The 23,844-nt window shown below is 57.5% G+C and carries 20 protein-coding genes and 1 pseudogene; 4 read left to right on the top strand and 17 right to left on the bottom strand.

Annotated features, from left to right (window positions below):
* Positions 1–12: 12 nt before the first annotated feature.
* Positions 13–1,077: an ATP-binding protein gene (locus PTZ19_RS06155; RefSeq protein WP_276353100.1), complete on the bottom strand. Its 1,065-nt coding sequence runs from the start codon at positions 1,075–1,077 to the stop codon at positions 13–15.
* A gap of 301 nt (positions 1,078–1,378) precedes the next feature.
* Here PTZ19_RS06155 and PTZ19_RS06150 point away from each other — a divergent pair, with 301 nt between their 5' ends.
* The gene (locus PTZ19_RS06150; protein ID WP_276353099.1) at positions 1,379–2,974 is read left to right on the top strand and encodes a bifunctional metallophosphatase/5'-nucleotidase; all 1,596 of its coding nucleotides are present in this window, start codon (positions 1,379–1,381) and stop codon (positions 2,972–2,974) included.
* 321 nt (positions 2,975–3,295) lie between these two features.
* Here the strand turns inward: PTZ19_RS06150 and phnE (PTZ19_RS06145) are convergent, their stop codons facing one another.
* From phnE (PTZ19_RS06145) to PTZ19_RS06130, 4 genes are all read right to left on the bottom strand, one after another.
* Positions 3,296–4,102 carry a phosphonate ABC transporter, permease protein PhnE gene (phnE, locus tag PTZ19_RS06145; protein ID WP_276353097.1) on the bottom strand — a complete coding sequence of 269 codons (807 nt, stop codon included), beginning with the start codon at positions 4,100–4,102 and terminating at the stop codon, positions 3,296–3,298.
* A gap of 15 nt (positions 4,103–4,117) precedes the next feature.
* Positions 4,118–4,933 carry a phosphonate ABC transporter, permease protein PhnE gene (gene phnE, locus PTZ19_RS06140; protein WP_276353096.1) on the bottom strand — a complete coding sequence of 272 codons (816 nt, stop codon included), beginning with the start codon at positions 4,931–4,933 and terminating at the stop codon, positions 4,118–4,120.
* A complete protein-coding gene (gene phnC / locus PTZ19_RS06135) occupies positions 4,923–5,708 on the bottom strand; it encodes a phosphonate ABC transporter ATP-binding protein (protein ID WP_276353095.1) in 786 nt (261 codons plus the stop codon). The genes phnE (PTZ19_RS06140) and phnC overlap by 11 nt, the downstream gene beginning before the upstream one ends.
* Before the next feature lie 98 nt (positions 5,709–5,806).
* Positions 5,807–6,922, bottom strand: coding sequence for a phosphate/phosphite/phosphonate ABC transporter substrate-binding protein (locus tag PTZ19_RS06130; RefSeq protein WP_422614973.1), 1,116 nt, complete (start codon positions 6,920–6,922; stop codon positions 5,807–5,809).
* Positions 6,923–7,298: 376 nt separating this feature from the next.
* On the opposite strand from PTZ19_RS06130, the pseudogene PTZ19_RS25305 reads away from it, so the two are divergent.
* Positions 7,299–11,738, top strand: a pseudogene (locus PTZ19_RS25305) (OmpL47-type beta-barrel domain-containing protein); the annotation flags it as partial.
* Between the two features lie 44 nt (positions 11,739–11,782).
* Here the strand turns inward: PTZ19_RS25305 and PTZ19_RS06110 are convergent.
* The 8 genes from PTZ19_RS06110 to PTZ19_RS06075 all read right to left on the bottom strand — a co-directional run bounded on the left by PTZ19_RS06110 (position 11,783) and on the right by PTZ19_RS06075 (position 19,368).
* A complete protein-coding gene (locus PTZ19_RS06110) occupies positions 11,783–12,748 on the bottom strand; it encodes a GNAT family N-acetyltransferase (protein WP_276353094.1) in 966 nt (321 codons plus the stop codon).
* Entirely contained in the window at positions 12,745–13,428 is a 684-nt protein-coding gene (locus PTZ19_RS06105; RefSeq protein ID WP_276353093.1) for a GDSL-type esterase/lipase family protein, read from the bottom strand. Before PTZ19_RS06105 ends, PTZ19_RS06110 begins: the two co-directional genes overlap by 4 nt.
* The gene (gene lspA / locus PTZ19_RS06100; RefSeq protein ID WP_276353091.1) at positions 13,425–13,895 is read right to left on the bottom strand and encodes a signal peptidase II; all 471 of its coding nucleotides are present in this window, start codon (positions 13,893–13,895) and stop codon (positions 13,425–13,427) included. The genes PTZ19_RS06105 and lspA overlap by 4 nt, the downstream gene beginning before the upstream one ends.
* A 94-nt stretch (positions 13,896–13,989) precedes the next feature.
* Positions 13,990–16,419 (bottom strand): RNA polymerase recycling motor HelD, encoded by a 2,430-nt coding sequence (gene helD / locus PTZ19_RS06095; protein WP_276353089.1) that lies wholly within the window; start codon positions 16,417–16,419, stop codon positions 13,990–13,992.
* Between the two features lie 233 nt (positions 16,420–16,652).
* The gene (locus tag PTZ19_RS06090; RefSeq protein WP_276353088.1) at positions 16,653–17,072 is read right to left on the bottom strand and encodes a hypothetical protein; all 420 of its coding nucleotides are present in this window, start codon (positions 17,070–17,072) and stop codon (positions 16,653–16,655) included.
* A 3-nt stretch (positions 17,073–17,075) separates the two neighbouring features.
* Positions 17,076–17,897 (bottom strand): FG-GAP repeat domain-containing protein, encoded by an 822-nt coding sequence (locus tag PTZ19_RS06085; RefSeq protein WP_276353087.1) that lies wholly within the window; start codon positions 17,895–17,897, stop codon positions 17,076–17,078.
* Positions 17,898–17,905: 8 nt separating this feature from the next.
* Positions 17,906–18,358, bottom strand: a complete 453-nt coding sequence (locus tag PTZ19_RS06080; protein ID WP_276353085.1) for a helix-turn-helix domain-containing protein — start codon at positions 18,356–18,358, stop codon at positions 17,906–17,908.
* Positions 18,359–18,477: 119 nt separating this feature from the next.
* Entirely contained in the window at positions 18,478–19,368 is an 891-nt protein-coding gene (locus tag PTZ19_RS06075) for a LysR family transcriptional regulator (protein ID WP_276353084.1), read from the bottom strand.
* A gap of 123 nt (positions 19,369–19,491) precedes the next feature.
* On the opposite strand from PTZ19_RS06075, the gene PTZ19_RS06070 reads away from it, so the two are divergent.
* Positions 19,492–20,685 (top strand): MFS transporter, encoded by a 1,194-nt coding sequence (locus tag PTZ19_RS06070; RefSeq protein WP_276353083.1) that lies wholly within the window; start codon positions 19,492–19,494, stop codon positions 20,683–20,685.
* Positions 20,686–20,733: 48 nt separating this feature from the next.
* Here the strand turns inward: PTZ19_RS06070 and PTZ19_RS06065 are convergent, their stop codons facing one another.
* The 3 genes from PTZ19_RS06065 to PTZ19_RS06055 form a co-directional block, all read right to left on the bottom strand.
* Positions 20,734–21,597: an SDR family oxidoreductase gene (locus PTZ19_RS06065; protein ID WP_276353082.1), complete on the bottom strand. Its 864-nt coding sequence runs from the start codon at positions 21,595–21,597 to the stop codon at positions 20,734–20,736.
* An 88-nt stretch (positions 21,598–21,685) separates the two neighbouring features.
* Entirely contained in the window at positions 21,686–22,102 is a 417-nt protein-coding gene (locus PTZ19_RS06060; RefSeq protein WP_276353080.1) for an Rrf2 family transcriptional regulator, read from the bottom strand.
* 94 nt (positions 22,103–22,196) lie between these two features.
* Complete coding sequence (locus tag PTZ19_RS06055; protein ID WP_276353078.1) at positions 22,197–22,631, bottom strand: Lrp/AsnC family transcriptional regulator; 435 nt, start codon at positions 22,629–22,631, stop codon at positions 22,197–22,199.
* Positions 22,632–22,755: 124 nt separating this feature from the next.
* On the opposite strand from PTZ19_RS06055, the gene PTZ19_RS06050 reads away from it, so the two are divergent.
* A complete protein-coding gene (locus PTZ19_RS06050) occupies positions 22,756–23,223 on the top strand; it encodes a hypothetical protein (protein WP_276353075.1) in 468 nt (155 codons plus the stop codon).
* 15 nt (positions 23,224–23,238) lie between these two features.
* On the opposite strand, the gene PTZ19_RS06045 is transcribed toward PTZ19_RS06050, so the two are convergent.
* Positions 23,239–23,805 carry an NAD(P)H-dependent oxidoreductase gene (locus PTZ19_RS06045; RefSeq protein WP_339329312.1) on the bottom strand — a complete coding sequence of 189 codons (567 nt, stop codon included), beginning with the start codon at positions 23,803–23,805 and terminating at the stop codon, positions 23,239–23,241.
* Between the last annotated feature and the right edge of the window lie 39 nt (positions 23,806–23,844).

Below are 23,844 nucleotides of genomic sequence, written 5' to 3'. Positions count from 1 at the left end.
AACTCTCAATATCTAGATTTGGGGCAAAACGATTTCCACGCAAGTGCCGTCCTTGCCGGATTGAATGGCGAAACGCCCCAGATGGTTCTCGATGATCTGTTTGCTCACCAGCACCCCGAGCCCCGTGCCGCCTTCCTTCGTCGTGAAGAACGGCTCGCCGATCCTTCCCAGAACGTCTTCGGGGATTCCGGGGCCGTTATCCACCACCCGGATCCGCACCGCGTCGTCGATGTTCTCGGCTTCGATCCGCAAAGCCCCTCCGTCCGCCATCGCCTCGATGGCGTTCTTCATGAGATTGATCAAGACTTGTTTGATCTGGTTCTCGTCGGCGAAAATTTCGGGATTCCGGAGCCCGTCATGCCGGCTGATTTCCACGCTGCGGAGCAGCGCTTGCGGTTCCATCAGCTTCGTCGTCTGGTCCAAGAGGGTGCGGACATTCAGCCGCTCCATCTTGATCTGGCTCGGTTTGGCCAGCAGCAGGAGCTCGGTGATGATTACTTCGATCCGGTTGATCTCGCCGAAGACCACGTCGTAAAACCGGTCCGCGTCGGCGCGGTTTCCCTTCATCAGCTTCAGGAATCCTTTGATCGCCGTAATCGGATTGCGGATTTCATGGGCGATGCCGGCGGCCAGATGTCCGGCGGCGGTCAGCTTCTCGCTAAGAATGGACTGTTCCAGGTTATTCTGCGTTTCGATCCGATTCAGGTTGGTAATGTCGTTCAGCAGAACGAACTTGCCGATCAGTTCCCGGTGATAAAAAATCGGAAACATGAGCATGCTGACTTCCGCCTGGCCGTTCGGCTGCATGCCTGCCGGAAGCTCGAACGATTGCGCCGTCTCTTGGGCGATGGATATTTTCCCGCTCGGAAGAAAATCGTACAGGTTCATGCCGGTCAACTCGGATGAAGAGCGCCCGAAAAGCTGCTTGCAGCAAGGACTCGCGAAGATGAAATCCCCTTGCAGATCAACGACGAAATAGGCATCGGTTTCATCCGATACGATCGAAAACCGGCTGCCGGTCAAGGAATCCACGTACTCCCTCAGCAGCAAGTCCTTGATCCGTTTGTTGTTCGGCATGGGTTCCGCCCTCCTTCCTTTTCGTGAAAAAAAGCCGATCCAAGAGGAATCGCCGCTCCTCTTGTTTCGGCTTTAAATTTTTAGCGCGATCCGTCTAAAAATCCGTAACCATATGAAATTGGATCATGTTAAGGCGATTTCCATAGATACGGACTTCAATCCGGCTCCAAGGCCAATATATACGATATTGGTCCTTACTTCAACCGAAAAAGGTTTACGTTCCGTTTACGTTCCTTTCATTCGTTTCGATTCGCACAATGATAATATACGACGTATGGCGTCATTCCCTTAAGGAGGCATCATGGAAACGAACTTGCCAGAGGCGGCCGTCGTGACTTTGCTCGAAACCAGCGACGTGCACGGCCATTTTTATCCGACCGATTACCGGGGGCCGGAGGACAAGCCACTCGGACTCGCAAAGCTATCCAGCATCATCCGCAAGGAAAGGGCCGGGAATCCGTCGCTGCTCCTGCTGGACAACGGGGACCTCCTGCAAGGAACGCCGTTCATGTACCACTACGCCAAGTACGGCGGCGAAGGCATCCATCCCGCCGCGCGGGCGCTGAAGGCGCTGCGGTACGACGCGGCCGTGCCGGGCAACCATGAGTTCAATTACGGGCTGGACCTGCTCCGCGGGGCGATCCGGGATTCCCCCTGCCCTTGGCTGTCCGCCAATATCGTGGAGGAAGAGAGCGGCCGGCCGGCTTTCGGGTTGCCCTACCGGGTGTTCGCGACGCCCGAAGGGATCCGGATCGCCGTGCTCGGCGTCACCACGCACTATATTCCGAATTGGGAGGATCCCGCGCACATTCGGGGACTGGCTTTCGAAGACGCGCTGGATGCGGCCCGGCGCTGGGTCGCGTACATTCGCGGCAACGAGCGCCCGGACGCGGTCGTGGTCTGCTATCACGGCGGCTTCGAGCGCGACCCGGCGACGGGCGCGGCGACCGAACCGCTGACCGGCGAGAATCAGGGGTATGAAATGTGCCGAACCCTGGAGGGCGTCGACGTTCTGCTCACCGGTCATCAGCACCGGCTTCTGGCCGGCGAAGTGAACGGCGTGGCGATCGCGCAGCCGGGAAGCGCCGGACAGGCGATCGCCAAAGTTCAATTGGAATTCGGGAAGGCGGAAGACGGAGGATGGGCGATTCGCCGCAAAACGGCGGAATGGTTGCCGGTGGAGGAATCGACGCCGGCCGACCGGGAGTTCCTCTCCTTGTTCGCCGAGGACGAGCGAAAGACGCAGGAATGGCTGGATCAACCGATCGGCACGGCGGAAGGCGACCTGTCGATTCCCGATCCGTTCGCGGCGCGGCAGGCCGATCACGCGTTCACGGAGTTCGTCAACCGGGTGCAAATGGAGGTGACGGACGCGGAAATTTCGTGCGCGGCCATTTTCACGAACGAGGCCAGAGGATTCAAGGAACGGATTACGATGCGCGACGTGGTATCCAACTATATTTATCCCAATACGCTCAAAGTCGTCGCCCTGACCGGACGCGACATCCGGGACGCGCTCGAACGGAACGCCCGCTACTTCGCGCTCGACGAGCGCACGGGCGGCCTGCGCGTGTCGCCTTCTTATATGGAGCCGAAACCCCAGCATTTCAATTACGACATGTGGGAAGGCATCGAATACGAACTCGATATCTCGAAGCCGGAAGGACAACGGGTCGTCAAGCTGCTGCGGAACGGCGCTCCGCTGGATCCGGACGCGGTGTTCGAAGTCGCGATGAACAGCTACCGCGCCGGCGGCGGAGGCAATTTCGACATGATCCAGGGCAAGCCGGTCGTGCGCGAAATCCCCACGGACATGACCGAGATTCTGGCCGACTATATCCTGGAACGCCGGGTCATCCGCGCGGCTTGCGACCATAACTGGAAAGTCGTCTATTGACGTTGCCGTCCCAAGCAAGGGTGCTAAGAGCTTAAATACAACTAATCATCTCATTCTGCCCCATTTTTAAGGTGCTAAGAGCCGAAATGCATTTATTCATGGCCAATCCTTCATTTTTTCGAGAGACGAGCTCTGCTAATTGCATTTTGGCCGTTAGTCATCTATTTTCTGTGAAAACAGAAAAAAATAACTGTATTTTAGCCCTTAGTCTTCGCCTTTGGAGATCCATTGCGCTTCACCAACGGTTTCTCCTGCTTAGGAGTTATAAATTCTGAACTTTAAATGAAAAGGGCGTAGTCTTCCGCGACTACGCCCCTTCGTTTATCCTTTCACCAATCTCGCGCGGAGCTTGTTGGACAGCAGTTCGATGATCAGGATGAGCACGACGAGTCCGATCAAAATGGAGCCGACCTGGTTCCATTTATAGCCGTTCATCGCGAAGGTCAGCGGGGCCCCGATGCCGCCGGCGCCGACAAGGCCCAGGATCGCGGCCTCGCGCATGTTCATGTCGAACCGGTAAATCGTCACCGAGAGAAACACCGACAGCAGCTGCGGAAAGATCCCGTAGCGAATCTTCTCGAAGGTCGTGCATCCGATGGAGGTCATCGATTCCAACACGCGGGTGTCCAGCTCTTCGATCGCGTCCACGTAGAGTTTGGCCAGCATCCCGATGGACGTGAGCCCGATCGTCAGCACCCCCGCGAACGGGCCCTGGCCCGCCACGCGGATAAACATCAGGCCGTACACCAGAGCCGGGATCGTGCGGATGACGATCAGCAGCAGCCGGGTCAGCCAGGAGACCGGCTTGGGCACGATGTTGGAGGCCGCCAGAAAGGCGAGCGGAACGGACAGGACCGCGCCGACCAGCGTTCCCAGGAAAGCGATGGCGACGGTCTGCGCGAGCAAATACAGGACGCTTTGCTTGGAAACCTTCAATAACAGGTCGAGATCCGGATGAACGATTCCTTTCAAAATATTTCCCGCGATCTTCAGACCGCTCTCGTTCATGCCTTGGAAGCTGACGGCGGTCAGCGACCATCCGAACAAAAACAAAACGATCAACGCAACCATCAGGATGTACCCGTAATTGCGCGGGGAAGCAAGCAGTTGCTTCTCTACTGTCGTCATCGTACGAATTTCTCCTTAAATCAGCTTTTTTCGGAAGTGCTCGCTTACCGTTTCGATCAGATAAACCGTGACGACCAGCGCCAGGATAATCATGCCCACGCGCGGATAATCGCGCCAGCCGATATTTTCGTTGATGATCAATCCGATCCCCCCGGCACCCACGTAACCGAGAATGGCCGCATAGCGGACATTCCCTTCGAAGCAGAAGAGCGAGGTCGACAAGAAGCCCGGCAGCACCTGCGGGAAGATCGCGTAGCGAAATGCCTGAACCCTGGTCATGCCGGCCGATTCCATCGCTTCGAATGCGCCCATGTCGACATTCTCGATCTGTTCGTACAGCAATTTCCCCACATAGGAGAGCGTGAACAGCAGAATGGCTGCCACGCCCGCCGTAGGACCCAATCCGAAAATAAACTTCGCGATAATCGCGGACACGAGCGTAGGCAGCGTTCGAATCAAGCTGAGAACCGTTTTGAAAATGGCCGTTACGACGCGGTTCCGAATGATATTGGAGGAGGACAGGACGGCGAACGGCAGCGCCAGCGCCGCCCCGATCATCGAGCCGAGCAGCGACATCTGGAGCGTCGCCAGCAGCGCGCTCCACACGGGGGAGAAGTAGCTCCATTTCGGCGGAATCATCTGCCCGATGATGACGAAAAACTGATCGATCCGCGTAACCAGCATTCTCAGGTTAAAGTCGGTCAGGTTGACGGACAGAACGGTCGCGACCAGTAGAACGAGCAGGATCAGCGGGATGCGGGTCCGCTTCTCCTGCACGGTTTTGCCGTTTGGCAGCACCACTTGTTTGGGAGGAAAAATTTTATCGTACATGCGCCATAAACTCCTCGGGCGACGGGTTCATTTCCTCGATCTTGCCGCCGTAAATATCGTCCAGGATTTCCTTCGTCACACGCTCCGATTTGCCGTCGAAGACCACTTCGCCCTTGCGGATCCCGATGATGCGGTCCGCGTATTCCAGCGCCACTTCCACGTGGTGGATGTTCATGATGACGGAGATGTTCATATCCCGATTGATTCTCTTGAAATCGTCCATGACCATCCGGGACGTGACGGGGTCCAGGGAAGCGATCGGTTCGTCCGCCAAAATGATGTCGGGGTTCTGGGCGAGCGTGCGGGCTAACGCGACCCGCTGCTGCTGCCCGCCCGACAGCTGGTCGACGCGGACGAACGCCTTATCGAGAATTCCCACTTTATCCAATGCCTCGAGGGCTTTGATTTTCTGTTCTCGGGTAAAGACGCCGAACCACTTGCGCCAGAGCGGCAGGTCCGGTACGAACGAGACCAGCACGTTCTTGATCACGGTCGTTCTCGTCACCAGGTTGAAGGATTGGAAGATCATCCCGATCCTTCTGCGGAAACGGCGGATTTGGCTTCCGCGCAGCTTGGCTACGTCCACCCCGTCTACATGGAGCTGGCCGCCCGTAATGTCGTGCATCCGGTTGATGCACCGGATCAGCGTGGATTTCCCCGCGCCGGAGAGACCGATGACGGCGACGAATTCGCCTTGTTCGATGGCCAGATTGATGTTCTTCAGCGCGCTCGTGCCGTTGGCGTACGTCTTATCCACATTCTTAAACTCGATCATGAAGATTCTCCGATCCTGAAAAGTAGAAAAATGAGAACATCCATGGGTCCCGAATGTTCTCATTTTTTCGAGTGTACTAGCAGCCTTGGGGAAGGCGGTTACTTCTTCATGCTTTTGATCAAATCTTGGGCTTTTCTTTCGTTGTCGTAGTCGGAAGCCTGCGCGGGCTTGTAGCCTTCGTGGCTGTATACCGCGATGACCTTCTTGCCTTCTTCCGTTCCCGCGATGGCGATGAAAGCGTCCTGGAGCGCTTTTTTGAATTCGTCGGTCATGAGCTTGTCGTTCTTGCTGACGCTGATCGTATCGTTGTAGATCCCTTGGGTCACGCCGATGACGTTCGTTTCGTCCCAGATCGTCTTGCCGCGTCCGAAATCGGTCGTCCATTTTTGCTCATAGTCTCTTCTGGCGTCCGCATAAGCCACGATCACGTCGGCTTGTCCGGCGGCCAGGCTCGCGAACGAACTGCCATAGGAGTCGGACGTCGTGACATGCGCAAGGTCGGTAATGCTCTTCTGGTAGTTGCTTTGCAGCCACAGGGTCGGGTAGATGTAACCGGCCGACGAAGAGGTCGACATGACGGCCCAGTTGGCGCCGTTCAGATCGTCCCAGGTCAGTTGCTGGCCGCCGTTCACTTTCGCCGCCAGCTCTTGGCCCTTCTTGGAAGGACCGGCGATGAAGAGGGCACGGTAGTAGGTGGCCTGATCCGCCGTCGGTTTGGTCGGCTTGTTGTCGTTCCAATCTTTGGCGTTGTCCGAATCGTTCGACAGTCCGGCCCGCGTGGCGGTCAGGATGACATCGGCGCCGTCGCTGTACAGGGCGTACGTGCCGCCCGGGATAAACCCGACATCCGTCGTGCCGGCCGTCAGGGCTTCGCCGACCGCTTCGTACGTCGTACCGACGTCGATCGTGACTTTGCCGACGTTATAACCTTGCGATGCCAATTGGTTCTTCAGCAGGTCCTTGAGCGGATCCGTCGCCGTAATGATTTGGTCCGGATCTTTGGAAGGAACGAAGCTGACTTTCAGCTCCGGGATTTCCTTGGCGGCAGCCGAAGCGTCTGCCGAAGGGCTGGCGGAAGAAGCTGCAGGGCTTTCCGAAGCGCTCGCCGAAGGACTTTCCGAAGCGCTTCCTGCGTCATTGTTGTTCGAGCCGCAACCGGCGAGAAGACCGACGACCAATGTGAGGGCGGCGAAAGGCATCCATTTCTTTTTCAACTGCAGAGACCTCCAATTTTTCCCCGATATTGTTGTCGTTTGCGAGAAGCGGATGACCGCTCCCGAAACCTATCCCCACATTACTAGACTTTTATTTTCCCGGTGTTTAACGAAATCCCGAATAATGTAATGACTTCCGAATTTTTATCCCGCTTCGAAATCCTTATATACGCTTAACATCCCGATCACGATACCCGTACATAGGCCCGGTACACTGATCTAGCAATCACAAAATTTTCGTTGGGAGGTTTGCTGAAGAATGAGATTCGCCCAGCTCAAAAGACTGTCTTGGATCGCGCTAGCGGCCGTCATCGTGCTGTCGAACGCGATGGGGCTCATTTCCGCCCGGGTATCCGCCGCCAATGCGGACGGCTCCCTGACCGTCGCCGAGGCCATCGCCAACAATACCGGAACCGGTACGGTAGAAGGGTACATCGTCGGCCATGCCACGGGTTCTCTGTCCGCCAACTTTACGGCCCCGTTCGGCAACGATTTCAACTTCCTCATCGCGGACGCCGCAGGAGAACGGGACAAATCCAAACTGCTGGACGTCCAGCTCACCACGGCCTACCGCGCCCCGTTCGGACTGCAGACGAATCCCGGCATTATCGGCAAAAAGGTCAAAGTATCGGGATCGTTGGCCCTATACAACTCGTTCCCGGGATTGAAATCTCCTACGGCCGTCTCCTTCGTCGACGATACGACGAATCCGGATCCGACGGGCAACGTCGTCTCGATCGCCGACGCCAAGAAAGCAACCGGCACGGTAACCATCGAAGGCGTCGTGACCGCGGACAACTCCGCCATCGGCGGAGGCAAGCTCTCCACGTTCGTGCAGGACGGCACCGGCGGAATCAATATTTTCGGTTTCTCCGCGGACGGATTCCCGGATTTGAAGGAAGGCGACCGGGTCCAAGTCACGGGAACGATCACCGCTTATCAGGGCTTGACGGAAATCAGCCCGTCCTCGATTACGGTAATCGCGCAAAACCAGCCTCTCCCCGCGCCGGTTCCGGTGACCTTGGCGGATCTGCAAGATCCCGCAAAAGCGGAACCGTACGAAGGCCAGCTCGTTCATTTTACCGGCTACTTCAAAGTCGTTCCGCAGACCCCGGCCGGCGGCGGATACAATGTCCAAGTCGTCGACCGGCAGTTCAACGGAACGACGGTCCGCATTATGGACGGCTCCCTGGACATGGCTGCTGTCCAGCAGGACAAATGGTATGACGTGACCGGCATTCTGGGTCAATACACCAGCTACCAAGTCATTCCGCGCAAAGCGTCGGACGTCGTGCTTTCCGCCGATCAACCGCCGCTGTATCCGTCCGCTCCCGGCGAGTACGAAGGGACCGTCGACAGGGTCGTCGACGGCGACACGATCGCGCTGCAAAGCCCGGTGCTCGGCGCGACCAACGTTCGCTTCCTGAATATCGATACGCCGGAATCCGACGCTTACCTCAATCTGAACGGCGGAGTCCAAACCCCTGCCGACCAGAACCAATTGGATCTTGGCCTCGCCGCCAAGCATTACATGGAGACGGTCCTGAAGCCCGGAGACAAAGTGATCCTGAAGGTCGGAGAAGAAGCGACGGACGACTACGGCCGCTTGCTGGCGCAAGTCGTTCGCGAGTCCGACGGCCTGAACGTCAATTTGGAAATGGTGGACAAGGGATACGCGGTCACGTATTTCATCTGGCCGATCGGCACCGTAGAAGAGTACAACCTGTACCAAAATGCCGTCAAAGCCGCCATGGACCGGAAGATCGGCATCTGGGATCCGGCCAATCCCCTCCAGGAGCTGCCGTTCGCGTTCCGGGCGCGCTTCTCGGGCGAAGGCTTGAGCCGCCCGGTCGGAAACTCGGACACGAAGATTTATGTCGATAAAGAAGATTGGGCCAGCGTTCCGGTAGAGAAGCGCATTTTCTTCAACACGGAAGCCGAGGCCCTCGCGAACGGCTACACGAAAGCCGGGCAAAATCCGGTCCCTCCCCTTCCGAACGGCACGGGCAAGAAGGTGCTGTTCGACCACACGCACGGCCAAACCGCCGGAGCGGCCGACTGGGTCATCGACGGCGGCTTCTCCGATTTCGCGGACGGCTTAAGAGCGGACGGGTTTACGGTGGAGTCCCTGGACCGCCAAATCCCTTATACGTTCGGCGAGCAAGCCGTCACCTACGACGCGCTGAGAAATTACGACGTCTTCATCATCGGCGAAGCGAACATTCCTTATAAGAAATCCGAGCAGGACGCCATGCTGCAGTACGTTCAGAACGGCGGCAGCATTTTCTTCATCGCCGATCATTACAACGCGGACCGCAACAAAAACCGTTGGGACGCTTCGGAAGTCATGAACGGCTACCGCCGCGGCGCATGGACGAACCCGGCCCAAGGCATGTCGGCCGAAGAAGCGGCTTCCCCGGCCATGCAGGGCGTTCAAAGCTCGGACTGGCTGGCGGAGAACTTCGGCGTCCGCTTCCGCTATAACGCCCTTGGGGACGTAGACAACCTGACGGACGTCGTTCCCCCGAGTCAGTCGTTCGGCATTACGGCCGGCGTCGGCTCGGTAGCCATGCACGCCGGCTCGACGCTCGCTATCCTGGATCCGACGAAAGCCAAAGGCCTCGTTTACGTGCCGACCGACGTTCCCGTATGGGCCAATGCGGTCGACAGCGGCGTATACAACGGCGGAGGCCGCGCCGAGGGTCCGTTCGCGGCCGTCTCCAAGCTCGGCGCCGGCAAAGCGGCCTTCATCGGCGACTCCTCGCCGGTCGAAGATGCCACGCCGAAGTATTTGCGCGAAGATAACGGATCGAAAAAGACCACCTACGACGGCTTCAAAGGCGAAGCGGACGATGCGGCGTTCCTCGTCCATACGGTCGAGTGGCTGGCCAACCAGGAGAGCTACACCAGCCTCACCCAAGTGGCAGGGCTGCAATTGGATCAACCGACCCCGCTGCTCCCGTTCGAGGATCCGGCCCAATCGACGGAGCCGAAGCCGGAACCGTGGGCCGCTCCGGACCCGGGATATCGATGGTATGATCCGACGACCTTCAAAGCCGGCTCCTACGGTTCGACCCAACAATCGGTTCAACCGCAATACGCCTTCGTGCACCAGAGCACGCTGCCGAACGCCCAGAAGTTCCAAATCCGCGTGACGGCCGATCACCTGCTGCCCGGACAGACGCTTTCCGGTCTCAGCGTCGGCATCTACTTGGCGGGCGGCAAACAGATCGCCAAGTTCCAAAATGACGACGGCACCTGGCCGGCCGGCTACCAATACAGCTCCGCTTTCTCCGTTACGGCTGACGGCTTAGGCCATGCCTTTAAAGATTTAACCGTGCAGATCGACCCGACCGCGGCCGGTCCGGCCAATCTGCGCCTGAAAGCAAACGGCAACAACGAGCTTACGGAATCGGTATCCGTCGGCAACGTTCCCGCCGAGCCGCTGCCGGAAGACCATCCGCCGGTTCCGGCGAAGATCGCCGTCGCCGATGCCCGTCAAGCCGCGGGCAACACGCTCGTAACGGTCGAAGGCGTCATCACCTCCGAACCGGGACTGTTCGGCGGTCAGGGCTTCTACCTGCAGGACGATACGGCCGGCATTTACGTGTACCAGACGGCCGCTGGTTTCCACGCCGGCGATCGGGTCTCGATCAGCGCGAAGAAGACCGTCTACAATACGGAGCTCGAATTGTCGGATCCGGTCGTGCTCAAGAAGATCGGTACCGCCGATCTTCCGCCCGCCATCGTCCAATCGGAGCTGAATGACGGCAACCAAGGTCAGCTCGTGAAGCTCGAAAATGTCACCATTCAAAATTACAAAACGGCAACGCCCGCGGGATCCTTCGAGTTCGACGCCGTGAACGGGTCGAATTCCACGCACGTACGAGTCGACGGCCGCACCGGCATCCGCTACGCCGACTTCCAAGCGAAGTTCCCGGCTGGCAGCCTCGTGCACGTCACGGGCATTTCCTCGATCTTCAACGGAACGTACCAGTTGAAGCCGTTGGCCATGAGCGGCGTCGCGCTTGCGGATGTCACGCCGCCGACCACCGCCTGGCTCGCGGACGGCCTGACGGGCGAAGGCCATTACAATACCCAGGATGTAACGTTGACGTTTACGGCCCAAGACGAAACCGACGGCTCCGGCATCGCAAGCACGTTATATCGCTTGAACGGCGGAGCATGGACGGCCGCGCAAGGACCGGTAACCGTCTCGTCCGAAGGAAAGCATCTCGTCGAGTTCTACTCCAAGGATAACGCCGGCAACGCCGAAGCTCCGCAAAGCCTGTGGATCTGGATCGACAAAACGGCGCCGGTCGTCTCCTATGAAGGCACCGCGAGCTTCTACCAGACGGATTCCTCCGTTAACCTTACGGTCTCGGCCGCGGATGGCTTGAGCGGAGTGAAATCCGTCCGTTATGCGCTGGACGGCGCAGCGATCGCGTCCGTCGAGTCAAACTCTCCGCTTGCCATGTCCGCCGGGGCTCACACGCTCCAGGTTACGGCCGCGGACAACGCCGGCAATCAGGCCGTCGTATCGATCACGCTTACGTCGGCCATGGATATCGATCACTTCGCCGGATTGATCAGCCTCGGCGAGAGCAAGGGCTGGTTCGCGAATCACGGTACGGCCCAGAGCCTGATCGCCAAAGTGAAGGAGATTCAAAAGGCCGATAAGGATCAAAACGCGGCGAAGAAGCTGGAGGAGCTCGAAAAACAAATCGACAAAGCAGCCGGCAAGCATATCGACGCCGCGTTTGCCGACCTCCTTCTGAACGATCTGGCCTATCTCCAGTCCGCAGCACGGCCATAAAGACGCAAAAGCGGTTGGGCAGGAAATCTGCTCAACCGCTTTTTTCATGCTTTCCCGTCTGCCCAGGCAATCCGGGGATCGACGTACCGAACGAGGCGATACGCATAAGGCGTGAATCCTTGCTTGGGCCAGAATCGCGAAGCCTCTACATTCGTCATTCTCCAATCCGCGATGCAGTTCGTAAATCCCTCTCTGCGCGCACGGTCCAAGCCGTGTTTGACGAGGGCAGCCCCAATCCCTTGTCCCCGCGCCTCCGGAACGGTCGCTCCGACTCCAAGACAGATGCAAGATCCGGGGAACATCCTGTCGATATCCAGGTTGTCAGGAGGGTAAAACGCCTGAAATCCTAAAATTTCTTCCTCTCGAGCGGCCACCCAGAAATAAGCGGAAGGATCCTTGATCAGTTGAACGTACCCCTCCTGGAATTTCGCGCGATCCTCGCCGAAAGCCGGAGCCCATACCGGAGCCCCCGCTTGATGTTCCATGATCAAGGTTGAAATTTTTCGTACCGCCGGCTCGTCTTCCGGCCCGGCCAGCCGAATCCGAACGGCAGGATCCGCAAATTCCGGCAGCTGAACGGCGGGAATCGTCTGAACCGCGTGGACTTGTTCATAGGCAAACCCCAGCCGGAGCCAACCGTCGACAGCCGCCTCGTCGCCGCTCGGAACGAGAACGTAATGCCGGAACGAGCCGTTCGCCACCCAATCGGAGGCGATCGCCGCGTACATCTCCCGATAGAGCTCGGAGCTCTCTCCGGCCGCGATCGCGGCTCCGGCATAATCGACCCAAGTATGGCGCCCGCGGGCTTTATCCGTCTCCAGCCTGCCGATCAGATAACCGACCAGCTCGGAATCGCGGAAAGCCGCGATCCCGCTGACGTTCTCCCGCTCCCATACACCCTCGATCGCCCGTTCGGCCTGTTCCGCGGTTTTGAAGGCCGATGTCAGTTTTGCCGCCGCTTCGACATGCGATCGTTGAAAAGCCGCCCATTCGATCTTCCGATCCCTCATCCGCCCGTCTCCGATTCCAGGTATTCGAGCAAATTGCGTAAAATCACGGCGTACCCGTTGGCGAACATGTGGATGCCGTCGATGGCGAATTCTTCGTTCAAATTCCCCTCCGAATCTACGAGCCCCTCGTTGACGTCAATGAAAGGATAGCCGTGCTTGGATGCCAGCCGCTCGATCGCTTCGTTCGCTTCCCGGATCGCCTCGTTCGTCCGTCTCCGGAATACCTCTTCCATGGCCGCCCGGTCCACGAAAGGAAACACCGCCTTGGCATTCACGGGGTAATAAGCCATGACGAACACCCGGCACTCCGGCAGCCGCTCGGCAATCCGGGTCAAAATCTCGTCGTAATTCGCAAGCAGGCGCTCCACCCGGTAATCGGGCGCGCTGATGTCGTTGGTGCCGATGTTGATGAATATTTTGGAAGGCTCCAGCTCGAAAATGCATTCCTCCATCGACGCCAACAGCTCGGTCGTCACATAGCCGGCGATCCCGCGGTTATAGATGCAGGATGAGTGCCCCAGCGTCTGCATCAGCTCGTGGATCGGGAAAAACTCCATCAGCGAGGAGCCGACGAGGACCGTCTGCCCTTTCCGGGCGAGCTGATTGAGAATTTTGTACTTCCTTGCCTTCTCTTTCTTCTCGTCATACGCCGCTGCCGGTTGAATCGCAGGCTCCGTCATGTGAGGTCCGCTCCCTTCCTCGCCTTCGACGGCGGCTTGAATGCCTGAACGATCTGCGCGACGACGAGAACGATCACGCCGGAGTAGACCCATATATCCGCGAAATTCATCGTGGCCTGGTCCGAGAAATGCAGGAAATCCGTGACCCGGTTGTAGACGACGCGATCGATCGCGTTGCCGATCGCCCCTCCGATGACAAGCGCCAAGCCCGCCTGCATGGGCGGCGTCCGGAATTTGCCCTTGCTTCGCAGGTAGAACGCAACGGCCGCAAGGATCAAGACCAACAAAGCGAGCCATCTTCCGTATCCGTGAAACAGATTGCCGGACGTTCCGTGATTCTCCAGGTTGATCAGCGGCACGACGCCCCAAAGCTCCGTTGTCTCGCCAAGATCCAGATTCGCGCGGATCGCGGTTTTCGTCGCGACGTCGATGACAATGGAAGCCGCGATAATGAAGTAAAAATACATGGAATAGACTCCTCTAAAGTGAGATCGAAATCGGTACCGTTCTCCGTTGCCTACTCTCACCTTACTTCAAAATCCGCTTCGCTTTCAATTCATTTTACGGCCTAACCCTGTATAAGCCGGAATCCACCCCCGACATGAAAGGCGTCCATTCCCCGGCCGAGTAGAGCCGAAGGCGATGCATGGCGCGCGTGCAGGCCGTGTAAAACAGCTTGCGCTCGCTTTCCCGGTTGTACGCGAGGGAAGACGCGTCGTAGATCAGCACCGCATCGAATTCCACGCCTTTGGCGAGATAGGCCGGGATCACCACCGTTCCTTTCTCGAAGACGAGCGTCTCCTTCGTGATCAGCCGCAACCCCTCGAAGCCTTGGGCTTTCAACGTTTCGTAAGCCTCCTGGCTTTCTGCCGCGGTTTTCGTTATGACGGCGATCGAGTCCATCCCTTCCGCCATGAGCGCCGCCAAATCCTCTACGATCCGCGCCGCCCTTTGTTCAACGCTGTCCGCCATCGTGAGGAGCGGCTTTTCGCCGCTTCTGTCGAAGGGGACGATTTCCTCGCCGCCCGGCAGCAGCGGCTTCGTGAACTCCACGATCTCGCGGGTCGAACGATAGCTGCGGACCAACCGGATCAAATTCGTCTCGTCTTCGCCGTAAAGGCGAAGCAACGGGGAACCCGCTTCCCGCAAATTCGTCGCTTGAACGAAAATCGCCTGGTTGAAATCGCCGAGCACCGTCATGCGGGCGCGGGGGAACAGCTTCTTGAGGAACGCGTACTGGAACGGCGAATAATCTTGGCCTTCGTCGACGAATACATGCCGCACCACCGTGTTCGTCCGGGCGCCTTCGAATAGTTCCTGAAGAAACAAAAACGGGGTCGCATCCTCGTACAGCAGTTCCAGCTTGCTCAGCGCCTCCTTCGTCTGGCGGCAGATTTCCGGCCATCGTTCGGGCACTTCGGCTCCGTCCGTCATTTCCCGATACGAGACGGCATCCCCGAACAGTTGATCGTACAATCCGATCCCATCGACGAACGCGAGCCGCTTTACGTCCCGCCGGAGCGGTTTGAAGCTCTCTTTGACGATGAACTGGCGCAGCAACTCTTCTTCCTGCCCGGCGAAGTCGAACGCTTCCCCCTCCCCCAGCATGTTCTCGGGGGACTCTCCGAGCGCATCGACATAAGGTTGGGTAAAATCGAACAGCGCCTCTTCCCGCCGGTATTTCTTGAGCAGAACCCGGTAAGCTTCGGCATACTGCTCGTTGTCGAGATAATCAAGCTCGTCTTGTACCCAGGTCGCCTCTTGCTCTTGGCGCTCCAGCACGGCCAGTTCCTTGAGCAGCCACTCGCGAAGCAAGCCGACGCGATTGGCCAGGGAGATGGACGGGTCAAAGCCGTAGAATCGCGATTCCATTTGCTCGGCGGTAATCAAATCGCGGTCCCGGAAACGGATGGCGCGGAACCTCATCCCCTTCTTCTCCAGCCGCTTCGCATAGTTTTGGAGGGCTTGCAGGAAGGCTTCCGACGCCTTATATCGAATCCCCGCCAACCGGGCTTCATACTCCGGCGCCGCTCCCGCCGTCAGCACGTATTCGATCTGGTCGAACGGATCCTCCAGGCGCAGCTTGGAACCCAGCCAATACGACAAATACTCCTGAAAGGTCGTCTGCTGCATGTTCTCCTCGCCGAGCTCGGGCAGGACGGTGGATACGTAGCTGTTAAACATCGGGTTCGGGGAGAACAGAACGATCTGGTCCGCCTTGAGACGCTCGCGGTGCTTATACAGCAAGTACGCGGCCCGCTGCAAGGCCGCGGATGTTTTGCCGCTGCCGGCCGCCCCTTGGACGACGAGCATCCGGCTCTTATCGTCGCGAATGATGGCGTTCTGCTCTTTCTGGATGGTCGCCACGATGCTCCTCATTTGCGAATCCGCGCCTTTTCCGAGCACTTGCTGAAGCAATTCGTCGCCGATCGTCACGCTCGTATCGAATACGTTCCGGAGCTCGCCCTCCCGGATCTGGTATTGCCGCTTCAGCAGCATCTCCCCCGAAATCCGTCCGGCAGGCGTATCATAATCGGCTTTCCCCGGGGAATAGTCGTAATACATGCTGGCGATCGGAGTCCGCCAGTCGTACACCAGAAAGTCCATGCCGTCCTCGTCGACCAAGGACGAGACTCCGATGTAAATTTGCTCGCGGGAGCCCAGACCATCCTCTCGGAAGTCGATACGCCCGAAGTAGGGGGACGGCAGCATCCGTTTCATGTTTTTATAACGCTGCAGACGTTGCCGATGGCTGCGTTCCCGTTCGGACAACAGCGCTTCCTGCTGTTTGATGCTGTAGAACGTTTCTTCGAAATCTTCGAACGTGCTGGCGTTGACCGTCACTTCCTCCCAGAACCGCTTGCGAAATTCGGTCACCTGGCCGCGGAGCCCGGACACCTCCGGTTCCAGCTCGGCGATTTGCGAGCGGAGCCTTTCCGTCACCTTCGCCAACCGCTCCCGTTCCTGCTGCCAATCGTTCGCGTTCAACATCTCACCCGGCACGCTCCTTTTTCGGACCTGAATTCAGAAGCAAAATCATGTTTGACAATCCGCTTGCACGTGTGATAAGATAATAGTGAAGATAATTGTTATGATGCTACACACAGGCATTTTTATGAAGATAGACTGATTTATCATACCACGTCGCATTTGCGCGTGCAATAGAGATTGCAAAAACAGAACCGGCATTTTGCCGGTTCTGTTTTTGGCTTCTCTTTATCGGCTCAATCCCTGGGAGAATCGACGGAATCGGCCACCCTCAGCGTCAATCGATCCAATAAGAGGACGCAAGCCTGGTCCTTTTCATCGGTTAGTTTTTTGAAGGCTTGAACATCAGCCGCTAAGCCTGCATATTCGTCCTCCAAGTCCTTCGCTGCCTTTTCGATTTCCTCAGGCTCGGCGAACGCGTCCATCCCTTGTGCGCCCTGCTTCTTCAAGGCTGCCATCCGAGCATCCAGTTTTTCGGCCAGCTGGTCGTATGCTTGCGGGGCGGTTGCCGCGCCGTCCAGCTTCATCTGCACATACCGGTACACGTAATAGTGATACCATCCGATCTCACGGTTTCCGTTATGCCCCCACATCGTTCCGCCGCCATTGCGGATATAATCGATCGTGGAAAGATGGCCAATGGCGTCGGCTAGCACCTTCTATACTTCCGTCGCTTTGGAATCCAATTCGCCGTTCCGGGCCAGCAGCCGGTCCGTCTCCTGTTCGAAGCAGCTCCCGATTTCAGCGAACATCGCGTCTTGCCCCGCTTCTGAGGCGTCGTACCCCAGCTTTTCGCTCTCATCGTAATACGCGTGGACGATATCCTCCTCCGTCATGTCGGCGGCAAGCGCTTGTCGGCATAATCGGACTCGGAAAGACTTCGCCTTGTAGTAAGCCGTTACGTCTTTGACCGTCGAGACATTGCCGGAGGAATAAAGGTCGTCATCCGACTCCGTATCGGAGATGAATTCTTGATTCCCCTGAAGGAATGTCGTCGCAGCCGTAAAGGGCACGACCCCCTCCTCACCCGCTCCGGTAAAGTAATCGGCCAGCACGAGCACGTCTTTGCGGCCGTCCTGATTCACGTCTTGAAACGATACCGCTTTGACGGAATCCAATTGCCACCCTTCCGTAAGCTTCGGTTTCGGAAACGTGTACAGAACGTTTTTATGCGAATCTTGCAAGGAAAGCAGCAGTTCCGTGCGCCCATCCTCATTCGTTTGCTCGGCCGACACGAAGCGGACTTTACCCCAGGAATCCAAGGTCGTATCAAAGGACTGATCGGCGATTTCTTTTACTTGAGGTTGGGGAGTCCGGCCAACCTCGGGGGATTCCCGGACCGGCGCGACGGCAGCCGGAGTCGTTGTTTCCGCCGCCGGCGTCGAGGTGGTTGCAGGCGGCGATTCGGGCGAGGAAACGTTGGAGAAGTGGCTGCATCCCGCCGTTAGGAACAGGAGTACCCCGAGCACGAGTCGTTTCATGAGAATGATTACTCCTTTTGATATCGATCTTTGAGCACGTTGGAACCGATCCCCGCGCCCACCATCAGAATCAACGGTCCGAAATTCCACAGAAACTTTCCGCCGTATAAATTAACGTCCAACGACGTCGTCCGGTTCAACAGAAGCACGCCGAGTTTCATCGCCAAGAGCGCGACTCCAAGCAGAAAGATGACGTCGAAAAGAAATTTCAACCGAGGATAAGCCAATCGTCTGCTGTCCTGTATCACCTTTTTCGTCAACTCCTCATCGCTTCTTAATAATTCATCGAGGGAAATGCCGAAGAGGTCGCTGATTTTGAACAGGATTTCGATGCTCGGGTAGTTCTGGCCGTTCTCCCATTTGGAAACCGACTGTCGGCTGACGAACAGCTTCCCGGCTAATTCTTCTTGCGACCAGCCCATCTTCGTTCTTTCCGCCTTCAACTTCTCCCCGAATACCATGGCGTCAACTGCCTTTCCTTTTGGATAGAGTCAGTATCGGATCAACCGCTTGCGGTTGTAAAGAACGCGTTGGTTGCGCGGCCTCGCAACCTCCGGTTGCGCCGCAAAAGCCGGAACCGCTAGGTGGTCGGGTCGGCGGACAAGAGCTGCGTGGCGGATTGGATGAACGTTCTCGCGGCGGGAATGAGGTATTTGTCGGAGCGGTAGAGGATCCCCATCTGCCGGAACGGGGGGTCGTCATGGATCGGAATGAACCGAAGCGACGGGTCGCCGACGGACCGAACCAGATGGACGGTCTGCACGGTGGCCCCGATATTCGCCGCGACGAACCGGAACAGGGACGGATTCGAGGTCGTTTCGACGATCACGTTCAGTTCGAACCCGTGTTTCCGGCACACGTCGTTCACCAGCCCTCTCCCCCAGAAATCCGAGGGATAGAGGACGATCGGCAAGTCCTTCAGCTCGGCGATCGACACCGATTCCCGGCGGGCGAGAGGATGCCGTTCGGATACGACGAGGCCGTATTCCTCCCGTTGCAGCGGAAGCACGGTCAGGCGGTCGTCCGGCAGCGGGGCGAGCCCGATTCCGATGTCGATCGTCGTATCGAGCACCAGCTTCGCGATGTCGATCGAGGATATCATCCGCAAGGCGACCTTCGGAAACCGCTGATGGAACTCGACGAACAGCGGGGGCAGCCGAAAATCCAGCTCCGAAGGCAGCACGCCGATCGTCAGCCGCCCTCCTTCATGATGCCGCAGCTCGGCCAGCTCGTCGTAGGCATTCTGCAAATGGGTCAGCAGAGTGCGGCTGTGCCTGTAGAGCACGTCTCCCGCCAGCGTCCTCACGATCCGCTTCCCGATCCGGTCGAATAACGGAGCGCCGATTTCCTCCTCCAGCGCTTTGATCTGGAGGCTGAGATTCGGCTGGGAAATCCCTAGCTTGTCGGCCGCCCGGGAGAAGTGCAGTTCCTCGCAGACGGCGATGAAATACTCCAAATGCCGAATTTCCATCCGGGGTGGCTCTCCTCGCTTAATCATTTGTTATAAAAATCATTATTATTGTTTTCATTGAATTGATCAATGGTCACATATGGAATATGATGGGTTCAATTCCACCGGCGAGGAGAGATGATCATGCGAAACCACGCTTCCCTCTTCATGGGTATCGCGTTATTCCTGGCATCCTTGAACTTGCGGCCCGCGATCAATTCCGTGTCCCCGCTTCTGCAAGCCATCCGCGGCGATCTTGGCATGAGCGCCTTCGCGGCCAGCCTGCTGACCTCGATCCCCGTCCTGTGCATGGGGATCTTCTCGCCTCTGGCTGCTCGGCTCGGACGCCGGTTGGGCATCGAGCGCGTCATCGGCTGGTCGCTGGCCGTAATCGGATTGGGCAACGCGATGCGGATCGCGACCCATTCCGGCCTCATGATGCTGCTCACCGCGTTCGTGGCCGGCGTCGGCATCGCGGCGGTCGGCCCGCTGCTCTCCGGCTTTATCAAGAGCCGCTTTCCAACCCGCGTCCCGGCCATGATCTCCCTGTATACCGCGGCGCTCGCCATCGGGGCGACGGCCGCCTCGGGAATGTCCATTCCGCTGCAAGCCGGGCTGCACGCTTGGCAAAATTCCTTGGCGGTCTGGTCTCTGCTCGCGCTCGTCGCCTACGCGTTCTGGCGCTTGACCGCCCAGCGGGCGTCTTCGCGGCAGGAAAGCGTCTCCGCCATCGCGTCGTCAGGTTCGAAGTCGGCGTGGCGCAACGGGAAAGCCTGGCTGCTGACGATGTCGTTCGGCGCTCTTGCCATGCTCTTCTATTCCTTGACGGCCTGGCTGCCGCCGATCGTGCAGGAGATGGGCTTCGGCAAAGCTTATGCCGCGGGCATGCTCACCTTGTTCTCGATCACCCAAGTGCCGGTCGGACTGCTCCTCCCGATGCTGCTGAAGAGGGTTCCGTCGCGCTTCGTCTGGCTGCTGACCGGTTCCGCCTTCCTGCTCGTCGGTTTCACGATGCTCGAGCTGTCGCTCGTCCCTTGGCTCGCCGTCATCCTGATCGGCTTCGGCCCCGGCATCCTGTTCCCGCTGAACCTGATGATGCCGATCGAGGCCACCGGCAACGCCCAGGAGGCGGCCAATTGGTCGGCCATGACGCAATCCTTCGGTTACGTGATCGGCGCCATCGGCCCGCTGGCTCTCGGTTTGCTGCACGACGCGACGGGCGGCAGCTCCTCGGCGCTCGTGGCCGGGATGATGCTGATCACGCTTGCCATGTTGGCGATCCAGTTCTCGCTGTTCCCGGCCGGGAAGTCCCGCAGGCGTGTGGCGCTGCAGAATTGAGCCGGGAATCGAAAACGGGGGCACTCTTGGAGTGCCCCCGCGATCGTTTTAGGAGTCGGCTTGGATGAGTTGCTTTATCGCTTCGTGAAGGGGAGTGAGCGGCCGGCCGAGCACCTTCTCGAAATCGGCGCTTTCAACCTCCAGCGTTCCTTCCCGGATCCCTGCTTGAATCGCGACGAGAATCGGGATGACGAAGTCCGGTACGCCGGCGTTCTTCATGATCTCGGCATAGGCGGCATCGTCGACTTGCCGCACCTCGACTTCCCGATTCAAAACCGCGCCGAGCGCAGACGCCAATTGCTCCTGGGTAAGCAGCTTGCCGGACAACTCGTAAGTCTTGTTTTCATGTCCGTTTCCGGTAAGCACGGCTGCCGCCGCATCCGCATAATCTTGCTGAAGCGCCCAACCTACCTTGCCGGAACCCGCGGACGTCACCCAAGGCGCTCCGGCAAGTACGCCTTGCATGCTGGGAATCTCGTTTTCCAGGTACCAATTGTTCCGGAGGAAAGCATACGGGATACCCGTTTTCAAGATCGCCTTCTCCGCGGCTTGATGGGGCGGAGCCATCGGGTTCTTGCTTTCGCTTGCATTCGCGATGCTCGTATACGCGATGAATCGGACTTTCGCGCGGGCTGCGGCTTCTACCGCGTTCGTATGCTGACGAATCCGCGTCTCGTTGTCCCCGTCCGCGGAAATGATCAAAATCCGGTCAACCCCGGCAAAGGCGGAATCCAAAGTTTCCGGACGATCGAAATCTCCTTGCCGAACCTCGACGCCTCTTGCGCGGAAGCCTTCCGCTTTATCCGGCTGGCGGACGCTGACCGCCAGCCGGTTCGCCGGAACGGTTTTCAACAACGCGTTCACGACCTTAGATCCGAGTTTCCCGGTTGCGCCGGTCACTAAAATTTTCATTGTTGTTTCCTCCCACTGATTGTAATGGTTCATGTTATAACCACAATTGTTACAACCATTTTATAAATAAAAGCTCTCTTGGGAGCTTTTATTCGAATTTGGCGATCAGCCGGCCTAATGTCGTTTGCGCCAGCCTCCGTTCCATCTCGGACTGGGCGTCCCTCAATTCCGTTTGGAGGACTTGCTCGATATTCCGGCCAACCAGACAAGCCGGATTCGGCTTCTCGTGAATGCGGAAGAGTCGATTCTCCTCCGTCGCGTTCACGGCGCGGTAGACGTCAAGAAGCGTGATTTCGTCGGGAGCTTTAAGCAAGGTTGCGCCTCCGACGCCTGGGCGTACGTCCACCAACCCCGCTTTTTTCAGCATGCCCATGATTCTCCGGATCACCACGGGATTCGTATTCACGCTGCCTGCGATAAAGTCCCCGGTGCAATCCTGCGGGCTCACCGCGATGAGGGACAAGGTATGCACCGCGATCGAAAAGCGCGTACTGATCTGCTTCACAGGATCACCACCGATGTAACCATCATAGTTACAACATAACGCCGTGTCAAGGCCGAGAGCGAAAATGCTTCCGAAGGAACGGCATAGGAGGGGGTTACTTAAACTGGCCGATCGAAATATTGATTTTATAATAGCCGTAGGCCAGAATCTCGTCTAAAAATTGCGAGAGCCGGTTGTGGTCGGGCACTTCGACTTTCAAAATAAAACAAGGTTCGCCGCTTACGCGGTGGGCCTCTTTGATTTCATCGTGTTCCCGGATGAATTGCTGGAACTTCGTATGCTTATAGTCCTTGATCATCACGGTGACGAATACGCAGTAGATGTTGCCGAGCAATTTTTCGTTTAAACGGACCGTATAACCCTCTATGACGCCTAACTTCTCTAACCGTTGAATGCGGTTGGCTACGGCCACCCCGGACATATGGACGATCTCCCCGATTTGTTTCCATTGCAATCTTGAATTATTTCGCAAACACCGGATAATCTCCATGTCGATATGATCGATCACCGAAATCGCCAATCCTTTCATCGGCTAAGTGAGAGGACGCAAACGCTTTCACGGGCGTATGTAAGCAAAATAATGCGGCGAGTAGAATGGTTGCAGAGGAGGAATCCTCCAGAAATCCATTATACCAGACGAGGTGACCGTTTTCGTGAAAAGGCTCTTGATTCTATTGTCGCTGTCGTTAACGTGCGTGATGGCAGCCGGATGCTCGAACGACAAAGCCAGTTCGGCAGGCCGTTCTCTCCCTAGCGCATCCTCTTCTCCCCATGATCATCTATCCGACCCGACGGAAAAAGCCGTTGCCGACAACCCCGCTACGAAATCCGAAACGAAATACACGCTGGATGCGGAGGTTTCCAAAGAGAAAGACGGCTACTACTTGAAAGTCAGCACGAATTTAAAGCTCTCCAGCGAACATTATGAGGGAGCTCCGGCAGAAGGCGAAGGACATATCCATCTTTACCTGAACGGCGTATTGGTAGGTCCGATCAAGGACGAGTCTCCCTATCTTCTTCCCGAGATGCCGAAAGGCAAAAATACGATCAAGCTCGTATTGGCCGAAAATAACCATTCGGAAAGCCTCGGCGTAACGAAAGAACTGAGCATCGAAGTTTAGTTTCCCGACTCGGCGCTATCGCGCGACCGTTCTGAAATAACGATAAACCTTGCGCAGCTTTTCCTTTTGCCTGCCTTTCGGGCTTTCCATTCGGCCGAACTCGAAGAACTTCACTTTCTTGATGCCCACGAAACGGAACAGCGCCCTCCGCATTATGATCTTGTGGGCGTTATGAAGCCACAGCAACGGATAACGGGCCGGACCTTTCATGGTGGAGACGCAGACGACCGATTTCCCCTTCAGAAGTCCCTCCGGGAAAAGTCCGCCCTTGTCCCTGTAGGCGAATCCCGCGGCAAACATCCGGTCGATGAATCCGAGCAGCATCGCCGGCGGGCGCCCCCAGAAGAGCGGATAAATAAAGACGAGTTTATCCGCCCATGTCACGAGTTCGCGGTATCGCGCGAGATCCGGGTCGGCGTGCATGTCTCTCCTGCGTTTTTCCGCGTTAAAAACCAGTACCGGGTTGAACCCTTCCCCGTACAAGTCCAAGATGCGGATCTCCTCGATCTTGGGATTCTCCTCGCACCCCCGGACGACTTCCCGCAAAAAAGCATAGTTCAAGCTCAAAGTCTTCGCTTGAATGACAAAGACTTCCGTTGGGGCAAATTACCATCACATCAC

Source organism: Cohnella caldifontis, from assembly GCF_029360585.1.
Lineage (GTDB): Bacteria > Bacillota > Bacilli > Paenibacillales > Paenibacillaceae > Cohnella > Cohnella caldifontis.
Note: the sequence above shows the minus strand (reverse complement) of the source record. Positions and strands in the feature narration are given on the sequence as shown.